The organism is Mesorhizobium ciceri biovar biserrulae WSM1271 (genome assembly GCF_000185905.1).
GTDB lineage: Bacteria > Pseudomonadota > Alphaproteobacteria > Rhizobiales > Rhizobiaceae > Mesorhizobium > Mesorhizobium ciceri.
Window position 1 is genome coordinate 3214702 of record NC_014923.1, and the last position, 14174, is coordinate 3228875.

Annotated in this window: 14 protein-coding genes; 11 read left to right on the top strand and 3 right to left on the bottom strand. The window is 63.2% G+C overall.

Going from position 1 to position 14174, the window contains the following annotated elements:
• Positions 1 to 65: 65 nt before the first annotated feature.
• Positions 66 to 842: a VOC family protein gene (locus MESCI_RS15520; protein WP_013530891.1), complete on the bottom strand. Its 777-nt coding sequence runs from the start codon at positions 840 to 842 to the stop codon at positions 66 to 68.
• A gap of 166 nt (positions 843 to 1008) precedes the next feature.
• Between MESCI_RS15520 and MESCI_RS15525 the strand changes: the two genes are divergently transcribed.
• From MESCI_RS15525 to MESCI_RS15575, 11 genes are all read left to right on the top strand, one after another.
• Complete coding sequence (locus MESCI_RS15525) at positions 1009 to 1746, top strand: gamma-glutamylcyclotransferase (protein WP_013530892.1); 738 nt, start codon at positions 1009 to 1011, stop codon at positions 1744 to 1746.
• 120 nt (positions 1747 to 1866) lie between these two features.
• The gene (locus MESCI_RS15530; protein ID WP_013530893.1) at positions 1867 to 3231 is read left to right on the top strand and encodes an NAD(P)-dependent oxidoreductase; all 1365 of its coding nucleotides are present in this window, start codon (positions 1867 to 1869) and stop codon (positions 3229 to 3231) included.
• A 2-nt stretch (positions 3232 to 3233) separates the two neighbouring features.
• The gene (gene preA / locus MESCI_RS15535; RefSeq protein ID WP_013530894.1) at positions 3234 to 4547 is read left to right on the top strand and encodes an NAD-dependent dihydropyrimidine dehydrogenase subunit PreA; all 1314 of its coding nucleotides are present in this window, start codon (positions 3234 to 3236) and stop codon (positions 4545 to 4547) included.
• Between the two features lie 109 nt (positions 4548 to 4656).
• A complete protein-coding gene (locus MESCI_RS15540; protein WP_013530895.1) occupies positions 4657 to 5160 on the top strand; it encodes an RrF2 family transcriptional regulator in 504 nt (167 codons plus the stop codon).
• A gap of 43 nt (positions 5161 to 5203) precedes the next feature.
• Positions 5204 to 5662, top strand: a complete 459-nt coding sequence (locus tag MESCI_RS15545) for a carboxymuconolactone decarboxylase family protein (RefSeq protein ID WP_013530896.1) — start codon at positions 5204 to 5206, stop codon at positions 5660 to 5662.
• Positions 5663 to 5734: 72 nt separating this feature from the next.
• Positions 5735 to 6112, top strand: a complete 378-nt coding sequence (locus tag MESCI_RS15550) for a DoxX family protein (protein ID WP_013530897.1) — start codon at positions 5735 to 5737, stop codon at positions 6110 to 6112.
• A 114-nt stretch (positions 6113 to 6226) separates the two neighbouring features.
• Positions 6227 to 7288, top strand: coding sequence for a glycosyltransferase family 4 protein (locus MESCI_RS15555; protein ID WP_013530898.1), 1062 nt, complete (start codon positions 6227 to 6229; stop codon positions 7286 to 7288).
• A 50-nt stretch (positions 7289 to 7338) separates the two neighbouring features.
• Complete coding sequence (locus MESCI_RS15560) at positions 7339 to 9501, top strand: amylo-alpha-1,6-glucosidase (protein WP_013530899.1); 2163 nt, start codon at positions 7339 to 7341, stop codon at positions 9499 to 9501.
• Positions 9502 to 9643: 142 nt separating this feature from the next.
• On the top strand, positions 9644 to 11425 hold the full coding sequence (locus MESCI_RS15565; RefSeq protein WP_013530900.1) for an alpha,alpha-trehalose-phosphate synthase (UDP-forming): 1782 nt from the start codon (positions 9644 to 9646) through the stop codon (positions 11423 to 11425).
• A gap of 53 nt (positions 11426 to 11478) precedes the next feature.
• Positions 11479 to 12204 carry a trehalose-phosphatase gene (otsB, locus tag MESCI_RS15570; RefSeq protein WP_164920042.1) on the top strand — a complete coding sequence of 242 codons (726 nt, stop codon included), beginning with the start codon at positions 11479 to 11481 and terminating at the stop codon, positions 12202 to 12204.
• A gap of 60 nt (positions 12205 to 12264) precedes the next feature.
• Positions 12265 to 12522: an excinuclease ABC subunit C gene (locus tag MESCI_RS15575; protein WP_013530902.1), complete on the top strand. Its 258-nt coding sequence runs from the start codon at positions 12265 to 12267 to the stop codon at positions 12520 to 12522.
• A 30-nt stretch (positions 12523 to 12552) separates the two neighbouring features.
• Here MESCI_RS15575 and MESCI_RS15580 read toward each other — a convergent pair whose 3' ends face one another.
• Together MESCI_RS15580 and MESCI_RS15585 are read right to left on the bottom strand one after the other, a co-directional pair.
• Positions 12553 to 13275: an SDR family oxidoreductase gene (locus MESCI_RS15580; protein WP_013530903.1), complete on the bottom strand. Its 723-nt coding sequence runs from the start codon at positions 13273 to 13275 to the stop codon at positions 12553 to 12555.
• The gene (locus MESCI_RS15585) at positions 13275 to 14117 is read right to left on the bottom strand and encodes an SDR family oxidoreductase (RefSeq protein WP_013530904.1); all 843 of its coding nucleotides are present in this window, start codon (positions 14115 to 14117) and stop codon (positions 13275 to 13277) included. The genes MESCI_RS15580 and MESCI_RS15585 overlap by 1 nt, the downstream gene beginning before the upstream one ends.
• Positions 14118 to 14174 lie beyond the last annotated feature (57 nt).

Here is a 14174-nt window from a genome sequence, read left to right on the forward strand (position 1 = left end):
GGGAGAGGCCTTCATCGGTGGTCCGATGAAAGCCCGCACTTTGTGTCAGCGGTGTTCGATCGCCGTCAGCGGACTGGCGCCATCAAGGCGAAGTGCGCGCCTTGCGGGTCCTGGCACTGCACGATCCAACTGCCGCCGGGGACCTCCATCGGCCCCATCAGGATCTTGCCGCCATTGTCGGTGACCCGTTTGGCCGCCGCGTCGATGGCCGCAACGTTGAAGTAGAATTGCCAGACCGGGACCGGGATCTGCGCGGGCTTGTTCATGATGCCGCCGCCGGATTCGGGGCCGGCCGTAAAAGTCTGGTACGTGCCCATCGGGCCCATGTCGAAATCGCCGGCGTCGACCCAGCCGAACTGGTCGGAATAGAAATCGAACGCGGCTTTCCAGTCCGACGTGTAAAGCTCGTGCCAGCCGATGTGGCCCGGTGTGCTGGCCGGCACGACAGGCTGGTCGGGACCGTTCGGCTGCAGGAACATGAAGGTCGCGCCTTGCGGATCGGCGACGACGGCAAAGCGGCCGACGCCCGGAATGTCGTCGGGCTGGCGGTGAACGGTGCCGCCGGCTTTCTCCAGCGATGCAGTTGCGGCATCGACATCCCTGGTGTGGATATAGCCGAGCCAGGCAGGCGGCATGCCCATCTTGGCGGCATCCTCGGGCAAGGTCATCAGGCCGCCGACGCCACGTTCGCCGACATTCATGACGATGTAGCGCGGCATGCCGGGTGCCTTATCGAAGGGCTGCGCCGTCCAGCCGACCACTTGGGTGTAGAACGCCTCGGCGGCGTCGAGATCTGATGTCATCAATTCGTACCAGAAGAAGGGCATCGGGGTTTTTGGCATTTTCGGTCTCCTCACCTTTCATGGATCGATCGTCGTCCATCATAGGACGATCCTCACGACGGAAATCCGACACCGCCCGGACAACAATGGGTGTGTGTGCCAAGCGTTCCCTGATTGCGCATCCAGCGGTTTTCGATTTCTCTGCGGTGATGAGGGGTTGTCGTCCATGCGCTTGATGTCGCTCACGCCCGAGCTTGTCGCACTGTGCCATCGGGAAGAGGCCGATCCCGGTCCGGACCCGAGCTGGACAGACATGAACGACGAGGACTTTCGAACCCTCGCCTCGCGACTGTCCAATGAAGCCGATGAGGGACCGTTATGGGTGTTCGCCTATGGGTCGCTGATCTGGAAGCCGGAATTCGAGTCGGTCGAGCAACAGCTCGCCACCGCCTTCGGCTGGCACCGCTCCTTCTGCCTCGACATGGTGCGCTGGCGCGGCAGCGCCGAGCAGCCTGGGTTGATGATGGCGCTCGAGCGGGGCGGGCGCTGCAACGGCGTGATCTATCGCTTGCCGGAGGGTGAGAAGCCGGCGCAGATCGAAAAGCTGCTGCGGCGCGAGATCAGCGACCATGAAAGCATCGAGACGGTTCGCTGGCTGCCGGTGCATACGCCGCAGGGTAAGCTGCGCGCGCTCGGCTTCTGGGTCGGCGTGAAGGGCAGGGGAACGTCGCTGAACCAGCCGCTGGACAGAGTGGCGAGCGTGCTGGCCAGAGCCTGCGGGCATATCGGATCCGGCGCCGAATATCTCTACAACACGGTCAGCCATCTCGAAGCATTCGGCATCCGCGACCGCAATCTGTGGCGATTGCAGGAATTGGTGGCGCAGGAGGTCAGGGCCATCCATGGCCGCAAGCTTGAGCCTGGCCTTTCGCTCGCACTGCAAGCCCGACCGCAGTCGCAATAATATGAGTAAAAAAATCATGTTATTGCCGAGCCTTTTCAGTGACTTGCGTCGAAAATTGACCAATTGATAAAAAAATAAAACGTGCTAGCCTTCTCCAAAAGAAAACATGGGGAACTGACGATGCCAGAAGGCCAATTCAGGGAAGGCATTGCGGGCGGCAGGCTCTCGGCCGACCAGTATGCGGATAATTTTTCCGACCTGCATCCGCCGCTCGATCACCACGAGGCGCTGGTCGAATCCGATCGCTGCTATTTCTGCTACGACGCGCCGTGCATGAATGCATGCCCGACCTCGATCGACATTCCGCTGTTCATCCGCCAGATCTCGACCGGCAATCCGATCGGTTCGGCCAAGACCATCTTCGACCAGAACATATTGGGCGGCATGTGCGCCCGCGTCTGCCCGACCGAGACGCTGTGCGAGGAAGTCTGCGTGCGCGAGGTGGCGGAAGGCAAGCCGGTGCAGATCGGCCGCCTGCAGCGCTACGCCACCGACGTCGCCATGGGCGAGAACAAGCAGTTTTATCCGCGCGCCGAGCCGACCGGCAAGACGGTCGCCGTGGTCGGCGCCGGGCCGGCCGGCCTTGCCGCCGCGCACCGGCTCGCCCGCCACGGCCATGACGTGACCATCCTGGAGGCGCGCGCGAAGGCCGGCGGCCTCAACGAATACGGCATCGCCGCCTACAAGAGCGTCGACGATTTCGCCCAGGCCGAAGTCGACTACGTGACCGCGATCGGCGGTATCGACATCCAGAACGGCAAGGCGCTCGGCCGCGACTATCAGCTGTCGGATCTGATCCGCAATTACGACGCGGTGTTTCTCGGCATGGGCCTTGGCGGTGTCAATGCGCTGCGTGCCGATGGCGAGGACGCTGACGGCGTCATCAACGCGGTCGAGTTCATTGCCGAGCTGCGCCAGGCCAGCGACCTTTCCGGCCTGCCGGTTGGTCGCCGCGTCGTCGTCATCGGTGGCGGCATGACGGCCATCGACGCCGCGGTACAGTCGAAGCTGCTCGGCGCCGAGGAGGTGACGATCTGCTACCGGCGCGGCCAGGAGCACATGAATGCGTCTGAGTTCGAGCAGGATCTGGCCGCTGCCAATGGCGTCAGCATCCGTCACTGGCTGCAGCCGAAGCGGGTGATCGCCGAGAGCGGCAAGGTCACTGCCGTCGAACTCGAATACACCGCCCTCAACGGCGACAGGCTTGCCGGCACCGGCGAGACGCTGACGCTCGTTGCCGACCAGGTGTTCAAGGCGATTGGCCAGAGTTTTGTCCCGGCCGCCCTCAACGGCAGCGGTGCATCGATCGACCTCGAAGCCGGCCGCATCAAGGTGGATTCGGAAGGGCGCACGTCGCTTGCCAAGGTCTGGGCCGGTGGCGACTGCATCTTCGGTGGCGACGACCTGACCGTCTCGGCGGTCGCGCAGGGACGCGACGCTGCGGAGAGCATCAATCGGGCACTGACCTCGAACGGGAGGGCATGAGCATGGCGGATATCAGAAACAATTTCGTCGGCATCAAGTCGCCCAATCCGTTCTGGCTGGCCTCGGCGCCGCCGACCGACAAGGCCTACAACGTCATCCGCGCCTTCAAGGCCGGCTGGGGCGGCGTGGTGTGGAAGACGCTGGGCGAGGAGGGCCCACCGGTGGTCAACGTCAACGGTCCGCGCTACGGCGCGATCTGGGGCGCCGACCGCCGCCTGCTCGGCCTCAACAACATCGAACTGATCACCGACCGCGACCTGCAGGTCAATTTGCGCGAGATCAAGCAGGTCAAGAAGGACTGGCCCGACCGCGCCATCGTCGTCTCGCTGATGGTGCCCTGCGTCGAGGAAGCCTGGAAGGCGATCCTGCCGGTGGTCGAGGAGACCGAAGCCGACGGCATCGAGCTCAATTTCGGCTGTCCGCACGGCATGTCGGAACGCGGCATGGGCGCCGCCGTCGGCCAGGTGCCGGAATATATCGAAATGGTAGTGCGCTGGTGCAAGCAGAACACCCGTATGCCCGTCATCACCAAGCTGACGCCCAACATCACCGATGTGCGCAAGCCCGCGCGCGCAGCACATGCCGGCGGCACCGACGCGGTGTCGCTGATCAACACCATCAATTCGATCACTGGTGTCGATCTCGACAGCTTCGCGCCGCAGCCGACCATCGACGGCAAGGGCTCGCATGGCGGCTATTGCGGGCCGGCGGTAAAGCCGATCGCCATGAACATGGTGGCCGAGATCGCGCGCGATCCGGAAACGCAGGGCCTGCCGATCTCCGGCATCGGCGGCATCACCACCTGGCGTGACGCGGCCGAATTCATGGCGCTTGGCGCCGGCAATGTGCAGGTCTGCACGGCGGCGATGACCTACGGCTTCAAGATCGTGCAGGAGATGATCGCGGGCCTGGAAAACTGGATGGACGAGAAGGGGCACGCCTCGCTCGACGACATCGTCGGCCGCGCCACGCCCAATGTCACCGATTGGCAGTATCTCAACCTGAACTACGTCGCCAAGGCGCATATCGACCAGGATGCCTGCATCAAGTGCGGCCGCTGCCACATCGCCTGCGAGGACACTTCGCACCAGGCGATCACCAGCATGGTCGACGGCGTCAGGCACTTCGAGGTCATCGAGGCCGAGTGTGTCGGCTGCAATCTCTGCGTCAATGTCTGCCCGGTCGAGAACTGCATTACCATGGAGCCGCTGGCAGCCGGTGTGATGGACCAGCGCACCGGCAGGCCGGTATCGCCGGTCTACGCCAACTGGACCACGCACCCGAACAACCCGATGGCCAAGGTGGCTGCGGAGTAGGAACTACCCCCAAGAGAAAATCGGCGCTTTCGAGCGCCGTTTTTCATTTTCCTATTGCAGATAAGAATTATCCACGATAGTATGTATCCATGAATAAGGAACCTGTTCGATGAAGCTGGGCGAGGGTGTTGAAGCAGCCATCCATTGCGCCGCCACGCTGGCCAGTGTGGAAGGCAATAGCACCATGCCGGGCGCCGCTCTCGCCGAGGCCTTTGGCCTTTCGCCGAGCTATCTGCTCAAGCATCTCAACATGCTGAGCGCGGCGCGCGTCCTGGAATCGGTGCCCGGGCCTGCCGGTGGCTATCGGCTGGCGCGGCCAGCCGAGCGCATCACGCTGCTCGACATCGTGCTGGCCGTCGAGGGCCGCGAGCCGGCCTTCCGCTGCGGCGAGATCCGCCAGCGCGGTCCGGTGAAGCTCGATGCGTCGGCCTATGTGAAACCCTGCGGCATCAACGCCGCGATGCTGAAGGCCGAACGCGCCTATCGCGCCGCGCTCGCCGAGACCAAGCTGTCCGATATCGTGGCCACCTATGCGGCAGAAGGCGATCCCAGGTCGCTTGCTGCGAGCTGCGCCTTTGTCGAGCGCCACCAGCGGCCGCAGAAATCCAGTTAACCCCAAAACCTCAAAACCCAAGCAGACGTGAAAGGACGAGACGATGAAACAGAGGCTGCAATTTTTCGCCAAGGCGCCGGAGATCATGAAGGCGGTGTCGGCGCTCAACAAGGCGGTGGACGAATGCGGGCTCGAGGTGAGCCTGCTGCACCTGATCAAGCTCAGGGCTTCGCAGATCAATGGCTGCTCGTTCTGCGTCGAGATGCACAGCCGCGAGGCCAGGCGCGACGGCGAGACCGAGCAGCGGCTCTATCTGGTTTCAGCCTGGAAGGAATCGCCGCTGTTCTCGGAGCGTGAACGCGCGGCTTTGGCCTGGACCGAAGCCGTCACCCTGATCGCCAACAACGGCGTGCCGGACCAACTTTATGCACGTACGCTGGAGCATTTCTCAGAAGAGGAGCTGGTCAAGCTGTCCGTTGCGCTCGGCATGATCAACACCTGGAACCGGCTGTGCATCCCGTTCCAAGCCATACATCCGATGCCGGCGGCCAAGGCCGCCTGATTGTCCAATCATGTTGGGAGCGCCGTGGAGAGCGCGCTCCCACTGCCTTAAACCTTTAAAGGGGAGAGTTTGATGCCTGCGGATTTGCCTTCGACCTTGTTGTTTCTCGCTCGCTTGCTGCTCGGCGGCGCCTTCGTTTTCGCCGGCCTGCGCAACATCCAGAACGCGGCCTTCCTGACCCAGCTGATGGCCGCGCGCGGTGTGCCGCAGGCGCGGTTGGCACTGTGGACTGGTATCGTGCTTCAGGTCGCCGCCGGTGTGCTGGTCATCGCAGGATTGTGGACGGCACTCGCGGCCACGGTGCTGCTGCTGTTCCTCATCGTCGCCACGCCGATGTTCCACAATTTCTGGGACCATCAGGGTCCGGACCGTGCGTCCCGCATCAATGGCTTCGTCGGGAATGTTGCCCTGAGCGGTGGCTTTCTGACCCTGATCGCGCAATCCGTTTGACGCACAGTTCCATGCCGACTGCGGCCTCTGGTGCCGACGGCTCGACCATAAAATCGGAACCAATCGAGCCGTTGACGCATTTCACACCTGCATGCCCAGCATCCAGGATGAAATATGAAAATCGCCCATGTCGCGCCGCTTTATGAATCGGTGCCGCCAAGGCTCTATGGCGGCACCGAGCGCATCGTCTCGTATCTGACCGAAGCGCTGGTCGATCTGGGTCATGAGGTGACGCTGTTTGCCAGTGGCGACAGCCAGACCTCCGCGAAGCTGGTACCCAGCCGGGAACGCGCGTTGCGCCTCGATCCGCGTCCGCTCAAATCCGAGATCGCGGCGCATCTTTCGATGCTTGCGCAGGTGAGGGAACGGGCGTCGGAGTTCGACGTCATCCACTTCCACCTCAGCCACTTCCTGCATTTTTCCTTCTTTGAGGATATTGCGGAGCGGACGGTGACGACGCCGCATGGCAGGCTGGATTATGTCGACCTGGCGCCGGCCTATGAAAGGTTCCCGCGCTTTCCCCTGATTTCCATTTCGCACAGCCAGAAGGCGGGCCTTGCCAACGCCAACTGGTTGGCGACGATCCATCACGGATTGCCGACTGCTCTCTACGAACCGACGTTCGAGACGGCCGCCGAAGAACCCTACCTTGCCTTCCTCGGCCGGTTCTCACGCGACAAGCGCCCGGATCGCGCCATCGAGATCGCCTTGCGTTCGGGGCTCAAGCTCAAGCTCGCGGCAAAGATCGGCGACGACGATCGCGCCTATTTCCGTGAGGTGGTCGAGCCTTTGATCGATGGCGATCGCGTTGTCTATGTCGGTGAGATCGAGGAAAACCAGAAGGCGGAATTTCTCGGCAAGGCGGCAGGCCTGCTGTTCCCGATCGACTGGCCGGAGCCGTTCGGCCTTGCCGCTATCGAGGCAATGGCCTGCGGCACACCGGTCATCGGCTGGAGTTGCGGTGCGCTGCCGGAGATCATCGATCAAGGCGTCACCGGTTTTATCGCTGACACAATGGATAGCGCGGTCGCTGCGGTGCCGGACTTGCTGCAACTCGACAGGCGAAAGGTGAGGGCCGTTTTCGAAAAGCGGTTCTCCGCCCGAAGAATGGCCGGCGACTATCTGGCCGCCTATGCGGGCCTGATCGGCGTCCCGAGCACGGCGAAGGCGTCTTGAGCGGCGACGTGCTCAAGTCACGGCAACGAAACAACAGGGATCTGTGACGAATGGCCCAACTCGATGAGCGCCAGCTCGATCCTGCGGTCGCGCTTGCATCGCTCGACGCCACCGCCCCTCGCGAGCCGCATCGGTTGTTTGCGCTCAAGCAGGGCGATTGCTTCGCCGTTGCCGACGCCTATGGCGACATACGTGGCGCCGGCGACGGTTTCTTTCGCGACGACACGCGGGTTCTTTCCGAGTTCCGGCTGACCGTCGGCGGCAGGCAGACATCTCTGCTCGGCGCCTCGCTCAGCCAGGACAATGTGCTGTTCACCACCAATTTGACCAATCTGCCGATACAGAGCGCCGGTGGACGCGACATCCCGCAGGGAGCCATTCACATCGAACGCGTCAGACTGCTTTGGCAGGACAGGCTGTTTGAACGCATCACCCTTTCCAATTACAGCCGGGAACACTCGACGATCAGCGTTTCCCTGCACTATTCCGCCGATTTCCGCGACATGTTCGAAGTGCGTGGCTCGACACGGCCGAAGCGCGGGCTGGCCCATGCCGCCGAAACAAACGCGACGTCGGTCCTGCTGCGCTATGATGGGCTCGATGGCCTGGCCCGCCTCTCGGCGATATCGTTCTCGCAGGTGCCGGACCAACTGAGTGCCAACCGTGCCGATTTCCTGATCGCCGTGACCAAGCGTAGCAGGAAGGTGCTTTATGTCGAGGTCGGTCCCGAGGTGGCCGACAAGCCCGACCGCGACCGGTTCCGCGCCGCTGCCGCCCGCGCCCGCTTTGGCATGCGGGCCAAACGTCGCCATGGCGCGACGGTGCGCAGCTCGGGCCGTGTCTTCAACGACTGGGTCGAGCGCGCCCGCGCCGATGTCGCGTTGCTGACCACCGAGCTGGCGACCGGCCCCTATCCCTATGCCGGCATCCCCTGGTTCTCGACGGCGTTCGGCCGCGATGGCGTCATTTCGGCGCTGCAGATGCTGTGGCTCAATCCGGGCCTGGCGCGGGGCGTGCTGGCCTTTCTGGCCCAGCATCAGGCGACCGAGACATCGCCGTTCAGCGATTCCCAGCCGGGCAAGATCATGCACGAGACCCGCAAGGGCGAAATGGTGGCGCTGCGGGAGCTTCCCTTCGGCCGCTACTACGGTGGCGTCGATACGACACCGCTCTACATCTATCTTGCCTGTGCCTACGCCGATCGTACCGGTGACATGGCGTTCATCGACGGCTTGTGGCCGTCGCTGTGCGCCGCGGCCGAATGGACGGAGGAGGCGGGCCGGGAGACCGGATTTGTGACTTACCAGCGAGCGGCCGAGTCCGGCCTCGCCAACCAGGGATGGAAGGACAGTTTCGATTCGGTCTTCCATGCCGATGGCCGCATTCCCAAGGGCCCGATCGCCCTTGTCGAAGTGCAGGGCTACGTCTTTGCCGCCTTCCGGGGGCTGGCGGCACTTGCCCGTCGCCGGGGCGAGAACGACAGGGCCGACCACTGGGATGATCGCGCCGAAGCGATGCGGGTTGCCGTGGAACGGGATTTCTGGCTTGACGATCTCGGCTTCTATGCGCTGGCAATCGACGGTGCCGGCGAGCCCTGCAAGGTGCGGACCTCGAATGCGGGGCATCTGCTCTTTGTCGGATTGCCTGAGCCGGCGCGGGCCCAGATGGTGGCTGACCAGCTGCTTTCCGCCTCCTTCCATTCGGGCTGGGGACTGCGGACGCTCGCCGACGATGCCGTGTTCTTCAATCCGATGTCGTACCACAATGGCTCGATCTGGCCGCACGATACCGCCCTTTGCGGTGCCGGGCTGGCGCGCTATGGCGAGCGCGAAAGCGTGGTTCGCCTGATGAGCGGCACGTTCGAATCCGCGGTCCATTTCAACATGCGGCTGCCCGAACTGTTCTGCGGTTTTACACGTGCGCCGGGCGAAGCACCCATCGCCTATCCCGTCGCCTGCCTGCCGCAAGCGTGGTCGGCGGGCTCCGCTTTCATGTTGATGCAGGCCTGTCTTGGCCTGGAGATCGACGGCTGGGAGGGTGAGATTCGCGTTGGCCGCCCCAGGCTGCCGATCGGCATCGACACGCTGACACTGCGGCACCTGGGCGTCGGCGACCGGGTCGTCGATCTCACCTTCCAGCGCGTCGGCGACCGGGTCGTCGCTTTCCTGGCCGACCGCCATGAAGGGCTGGTGCCGCTCATAGTAAGAACATGATCCGAACAAAATTGGCGGAACCGATCCAGGCCTTGTGCGTTGCAAAAACACTGGTCCGAACGCCGACCACGTGGCCGGCGGACCGTTTCAAACGGGAAACACGAACAAACGGTCGCCGACGGCCGGGGTGAGTTGACGTTCAATGACAAACTACGGTGCGGACCTGCTCTGGGTTCTGATTTTCGCGAGCCTCGGTTTTTCCGCTCTTGCCGTATTCCTCTCCATATCGCGGCACCGTCGCCGTCATCCTCCTGCCGTCCCACATACGGCAGGCGAAGATGTGGCGGCTGAGGCCGCGCGCAAGGTGATACGGGAGTTCGAAAAGAACGGCCAATCGGCCGATGCCGCGCTGGTGACCTGGTCGCCAGAAACATTGCGCAAGATCCTGGCCGACGATCTGCCCGATGCGCAGGTTATCGTGGTGTCCAATCGCGAGCCGTACATCCACAATGTGAAGGACGACGGCGTCGAGTTGCTCGTCCCGGCCAGCGGGCTGGTGTCGGCGCTCGAGCCCATTACCCGCGCCTGTGCGGGCACCTGGATCGCCTATGGCGGCGGAACGGCGGACCGCCTCACCGTCGACGACCACGATCGCGTGCAGGTGCCGCCTGGCAATCCGTCCTACACGTTGCGCCGGGTCTGGCTGACGGAGGAAGAGCATCAGGGTTATTATCTCGGTTTCGCCAATGAGGGCCTTTGGCCGCTTTGCCATATCGCCTTCACCCGGCCGATTTTTCGCGCCTCCGACTGGGCTGCCTATGAAGCCGTCAACCGGAAGTTTGCCGATACGGTGGTTGCCGAGGCGCGCAACGAGCGGCCGATCGTGCTGGTTCAGGATTACCATTTCGCGCTGCTGCCGCGCATGATCCGCGAGCGCCTGCCGGAGGCGATCGTCATCACTTTCTGGCACATCCCGTGGCCAAATTCGGAAGTGTACAGCATCTGCCCATGGCGTGAACGCATCCTCGAAGGCCTGCTCGGCAGCTCGATCATCGGCTTCCACACCCAGTTCCATGCCAACAATTTCACCGAAAGCGTCGATCGCTTCCTGGAAAGCCGCATCGAGCGGGCCGATGCGGCCATCTCCTACGGCGGACGGACCACATTGGTGCACGCCTATCCCATCTCGATAGAATGGCCGGCGGACCTGCTGGCGAAACTTCCCGCTGTCGACGATTGCCGCGCTCGCATGCGCGAGAGGTTCGGCCTTAAAGCGGATGTGAAGCTGGCCGTCGGGGTCGAGCGCCTCGATTATACCAAGGGCATTCTCGATCGGTTTCACGCTTTGAACGAATTGTTCAAGCGACAGCCTGAGTGGATCGGAAAGCTGGTCTTCCTGCAGATCGCGGCACCCAGCCGCGGCACGCTGCCTGCCTACAAGCTGCTCCATGACGAGTGCCACCGTTATGCCGAAGAGCTCAACCGGCGTTATGGCAGCGAGGGCTACAGGCCGGTGATCATGGTGGCCGAACATCACTCGCAAGAACAGGTCTACGAGATCTATCGGGCCGCCGACATATGCATGGTCACCAGCCTGCATGACGGCATGAACCTCGTCGCAAAGGAATTCGTCGCCGCGCGCGACGACGAGCAGGGCGTTTTGATGCTCAGCACATTCGCCGGCGCCTCGCGCGAATTGCTGGAGGCGCTTATCGTCAACCCTTACGATGCCGCCATGATGAGCGGAGCGCTGTTGCAGGCACTGACCATGTCGCCCGAAGAACAGCGCGAGCGCATGCGCCCCATGCGCGAGACAATCCGCAACAACAATGTCTATCGCTGGGCCGGCAGCATGCTTCTGGATGCGGCACGTTTGCGCAAGCGCGGGGACCTCGATCGGGTGACCGGTGCCGTCAGCGACCCGCCGCCCAGCGTCGACAATGTCGTCTCCATTTTTGAGCGCAGACGGGTGGCGATGTCATGAGCGATGCGCTGCAAAATATTGTTGGCGAGACCCTGCACAAGCCGCAGGCCGTCATGGAGAAACCGCACACTGTGCTGACCGGCGAATGGGCGTTGTTCCTCGACATCGACGGCACCCTGCTGGAACATGCCGAACACCCGGACGCGGTCTCGGTCAGCGACGAGCTCCGCTCCTTGCTGCAAGGCCTGGATCGCAAGCTGAACGGGGCATTGGCCTTCATAACAGGCCGTTCCGTCGCGGCTGTCGATCATCTGTTTCAGCCTTTGAAGCTGCGCGCCGCCGGGCTCTATGGCCTGGAACATCGGCTCCTGCCGAACGACGACGTCGAAGTCGCGGATGAGCCGGCGGATATTTCTGCGCTTGCCGACGAGATCGAGGCCGAGCTCGGTCGTGGCGCCTATATCGAGCGCAAAGGACGGGTGCTGGCCATCCACACGCGCGCCGCCCCGCATCTGCTTCCGCGCGCGACGCAGCTTGTCGAGCAGGCGCTGGCCACGCTGCCAAAGGGCTACCGGGTGGTTCCCGGCAATGCCGGTGTGGAACTGCTGCCGCTCGAGGCCGCTAAGGGCGCCGCGATCCGGCGTTTCATGGAAATTGCGCCATTCACGGGCCGTCGCCCGGTCTTCCTGGGCGACGACACGTCGGATGAAAACGGTTTTGAGGCCGTCAATGATGCCGGCGGCATATCGATACGCGTCAAACCACCAGCGCACACCGCAGCGCGGTACGGGCTTGCCGACGTTGTCGAGACGCTGGGCTGGCTGAGAGGTCAACTTTAGATCCAGCCGACGCAACCGCGATCGCGCCTCCTGGAAAGGGCAAGGAAAGGAACGGTTTCGATGGGACGCTTTGCACAATTGGTCCGAGAGATCACCCCGAACTGGCTGCACTCTCGCTCCTCCCGCCATGACATTGCCGACGTTTCACCGACCGACGCGGATTTCAGCTGGCAAGAGGCGATCGACAACAAGATGTATGGGGCTGATACGCCTGATTATTCCTATGTTCCGGAAAAGACCGCTTCAGATGCGATGAGACCGGGCGGTGACAGCCCCGGCGGAAAGAGCGTGCGGGGTGATCCAAAGAGAGCCAATTGAGGGTGAAAGCCTGTCGGCGCCCGAGGAACGCTACGCCGCAAATCGCAGTCCGCCGTCGCAGGTCAGCACCTGACCGGTCATGAAGCCGTTGGAGACGAGGAAGGCTATTGCCGCGGCGACGTCTTCGGCGCGACCGATGCGGCCGACCGGGGTCCTGCCGGCATAGTCGGCAAACAGCGCCTGCCTCTGCTCCTCGGCCAGAAAGTCCCACCAGGGCGTGTCGATGACGCCTGGCGCCACGACATTGACGCGCAGCGGTTTCAATTCCATCGCCAGGATCGGCACCACGGTCAACAGCATGCCGTTGATGGCGGCGATACCGGCGACGCCGGGCGTTGCGAGCTGCGCCGACACCGCCGAGATGAAGGTGACCGATCCGGCCTTGTTGAGTGTCGGCAAGGCGGCCTGCAGGCAGGACAGCTGCGGGCGGACCTTTTCCTCCACGCCACTGCCGATGTCACTCAGGTCAAGCGCCGGGAACGGGCCGAGGCCCTTGCCGCCGCTGGCCGCGAGCACCAGATGGTCAAATGGACCAAGGCGCTCGAAGAATTGACGGACCTCATCCGGCTTCGACGCGTCGAAAGCGGCCTTCTCGGCAGCACCGCCAAGGCTCTTCCAAGCGCTCTTCAGCTTGTCCTCGTTGCGGCCGGTGATGGTTACCTTCATGTCCGGGCCAAGCAGTTTGCGCGCCGTCGCCAGCCCGATGCCGGACGAGCCACCGATGATGACGGTGTGTTGGATTGCCTTGGTCATCAATGCTGTTCCTTCGATGTGGGGGAGGCCGGGCCGATGAGGTCGAGGCTCAAGCTTCTCAGCTGTTGCCTTGCCTTGGCGTCGTAGGCCTGAGCATCGGCGCGGGATTCCCGCAGGCCGTCGAAATAGAGGCCGCTATTCCCGTTGAGCGTGGGTGAGGTGGCGAGATTGAGGATGGCATCGGCGCCGGTCTCGACCGAGCTCCACGGCGTCACCCCGGCCTGCCGGACCATGGTTGTGTTCATGTAGCTCGCCGGATGCAATGCGTTGACGGTGACGCCGGTGCCTTGCAACTGTTCGGCCAAATCGACGGTGAACAGGATCTGCGCCAGCTTGCTCTGGCAATAAGCGCGCACCCCGTCATAGGAGCGGGTCAGCATGACATCGCTGAAGTCGATCGCCTGCTGCCCCGCAGAGGCGACATTGACGATGCGCGCCGGCGCACTGGCCTTCAGCAATGGCAGGAGCTCCGATGTCAGCAGGAAACCGGCGAGATAGTTGACCGCGAAGCGCAGTTCATAGCCGTCGGCACTCACCTGCCTTTTGGCACCTTGGCCCGCTGTGCCGATGCCGGCATTGTTGATGAGGATGTCCAGCCGGTTCGTCCGGGCGCGCACCGCCTCGGCGAGGTGGCGCACCTCGGCCAGCGAAGAGAGGTCGGCGACCAGAAGCTCGGCCTTGCCGCCGGCGGCTTCGATCTCGGTGACAACAGCCTTGCCGCGCGTTGCATCGCGGCCGTGCACCAGCACACGGGCGCCCGCGGCGCCGAGCCGTTGCGCGACAACGCGGCCGACGCCGTCTGTCGAGCCGGTGATGAGGATCGTCTTGTCTTTGAGTTCCATGTTCAGAGCCTCCGTTCTGTTGCTCTGAACGGAAGATGGGGCAGTTGGCGCTGGCCA

What these genes read in the sequence shown, in the direction of transcription:
- MESCI_RS15520 (WP_013530891.1), bottom strand. Translation starts at nt 842, where the DNA reads ATGCCAAAAACCCCGATGCCCTTCTTCTGGTACGAATTGATGACATCA.
- MESCI_RS15525 (WP_013530892.1), top strand. Translation starts at nt 1,009, where the DNA reads ATGCGCTTGATGTCGCTCACGCCCGAGCTTGTCGCACTGTGCCATCGG.
- MESCI_RS15530 (WP_013530893.1), top strand. Translation starts at nt 1,867, where the DNA reads ATGCCAGAAGGCCAATTCAGGGAAGGCATTGCGGGCGGCAGGCTCTCG.
- preA (WP_013530894.1), top strand. Translation starts at nt 3,234, where the DNA reads ATGGCGGATATCAGAAACAATTTCGTCGGCATCAAGTCGCCCAATCCG.
- MESCI_RS15540 (WP_013530895.1), top strand. Translation starts at nt 4,657, where the DNA reads ATGAAGCTGGGCGAGGGTGTTGAAGCAGCCATCCATTGCGCCGCCACG.
- MESCI_RS15545 (WP_013530896.1), top strand. Translation starts at nt 5,204, where the DNA reads ATGAAACAGAGGCTGCAATTTTTCGCCAAGGCGCCGGAGATCATGAAG.
- MESCI_RS15550 (WP_013530897.1), top strand. Translation starts at nt 5,735, where the DNA reads ATGCCTGCGGATTTGCCTTCGACCTTGTTGTTTCTCGCTCGCTTGCTG.
- MESCI_RS15555 (WP_013530898.1), top strand. Translation starts at nt 6,227, where the DNA reads ATGAAAATCGCCCATGTCGCGCCGCTTTATGAATCGGTGCCGCCAAGG.
- MESCI_RS15560 (WP_013530899.1), top strand. Translation starts at nt 7,339, where the DNA reads ATGGCCCAACTCGATGAGCGCCAGCTCGATCCTGCGGTCGCGCTTGCA.
- MESCI_RS15565 (WP_013530900.1), top strand. Translation starts at nt 9,644, where the DNA reads ATGACAAACTACGGTGCGGACCTGCTCTGGGTTCTGATTTTCGCGAGC.
- otsB (WP_164920042.1), top strand. Translation starts at nt 11,479, where the DNA reads ATGGAGAAACCGCACACTGTGCTGACCGGCGAATGGGCGTTGTTCCTC.
- MESCI_RS15575 (WP_013530902.1), top strand. Translation starts at nt 12,265, where the DNA reads ATGGGACGCTTTGCACAATTGGTCCGAGAGATCACCCCGAACTGGCTG.
- MESCI_RS15580 (WP_013530903.1), bottom strand. Translation starts at nt 13,275, where the DNA reads ATGACCAAGGCAATCCAACACACCGTCATCATCGGTGGCTCGTCCGGC.
- MESCI_RS15585 (WP_013530904.1), bottom strand. Translation starts at nt 14,117, where the DNA reads ATGGAACTCAAAGACAAGACGATCCTCATCACCGGCTCGACAGACGGC.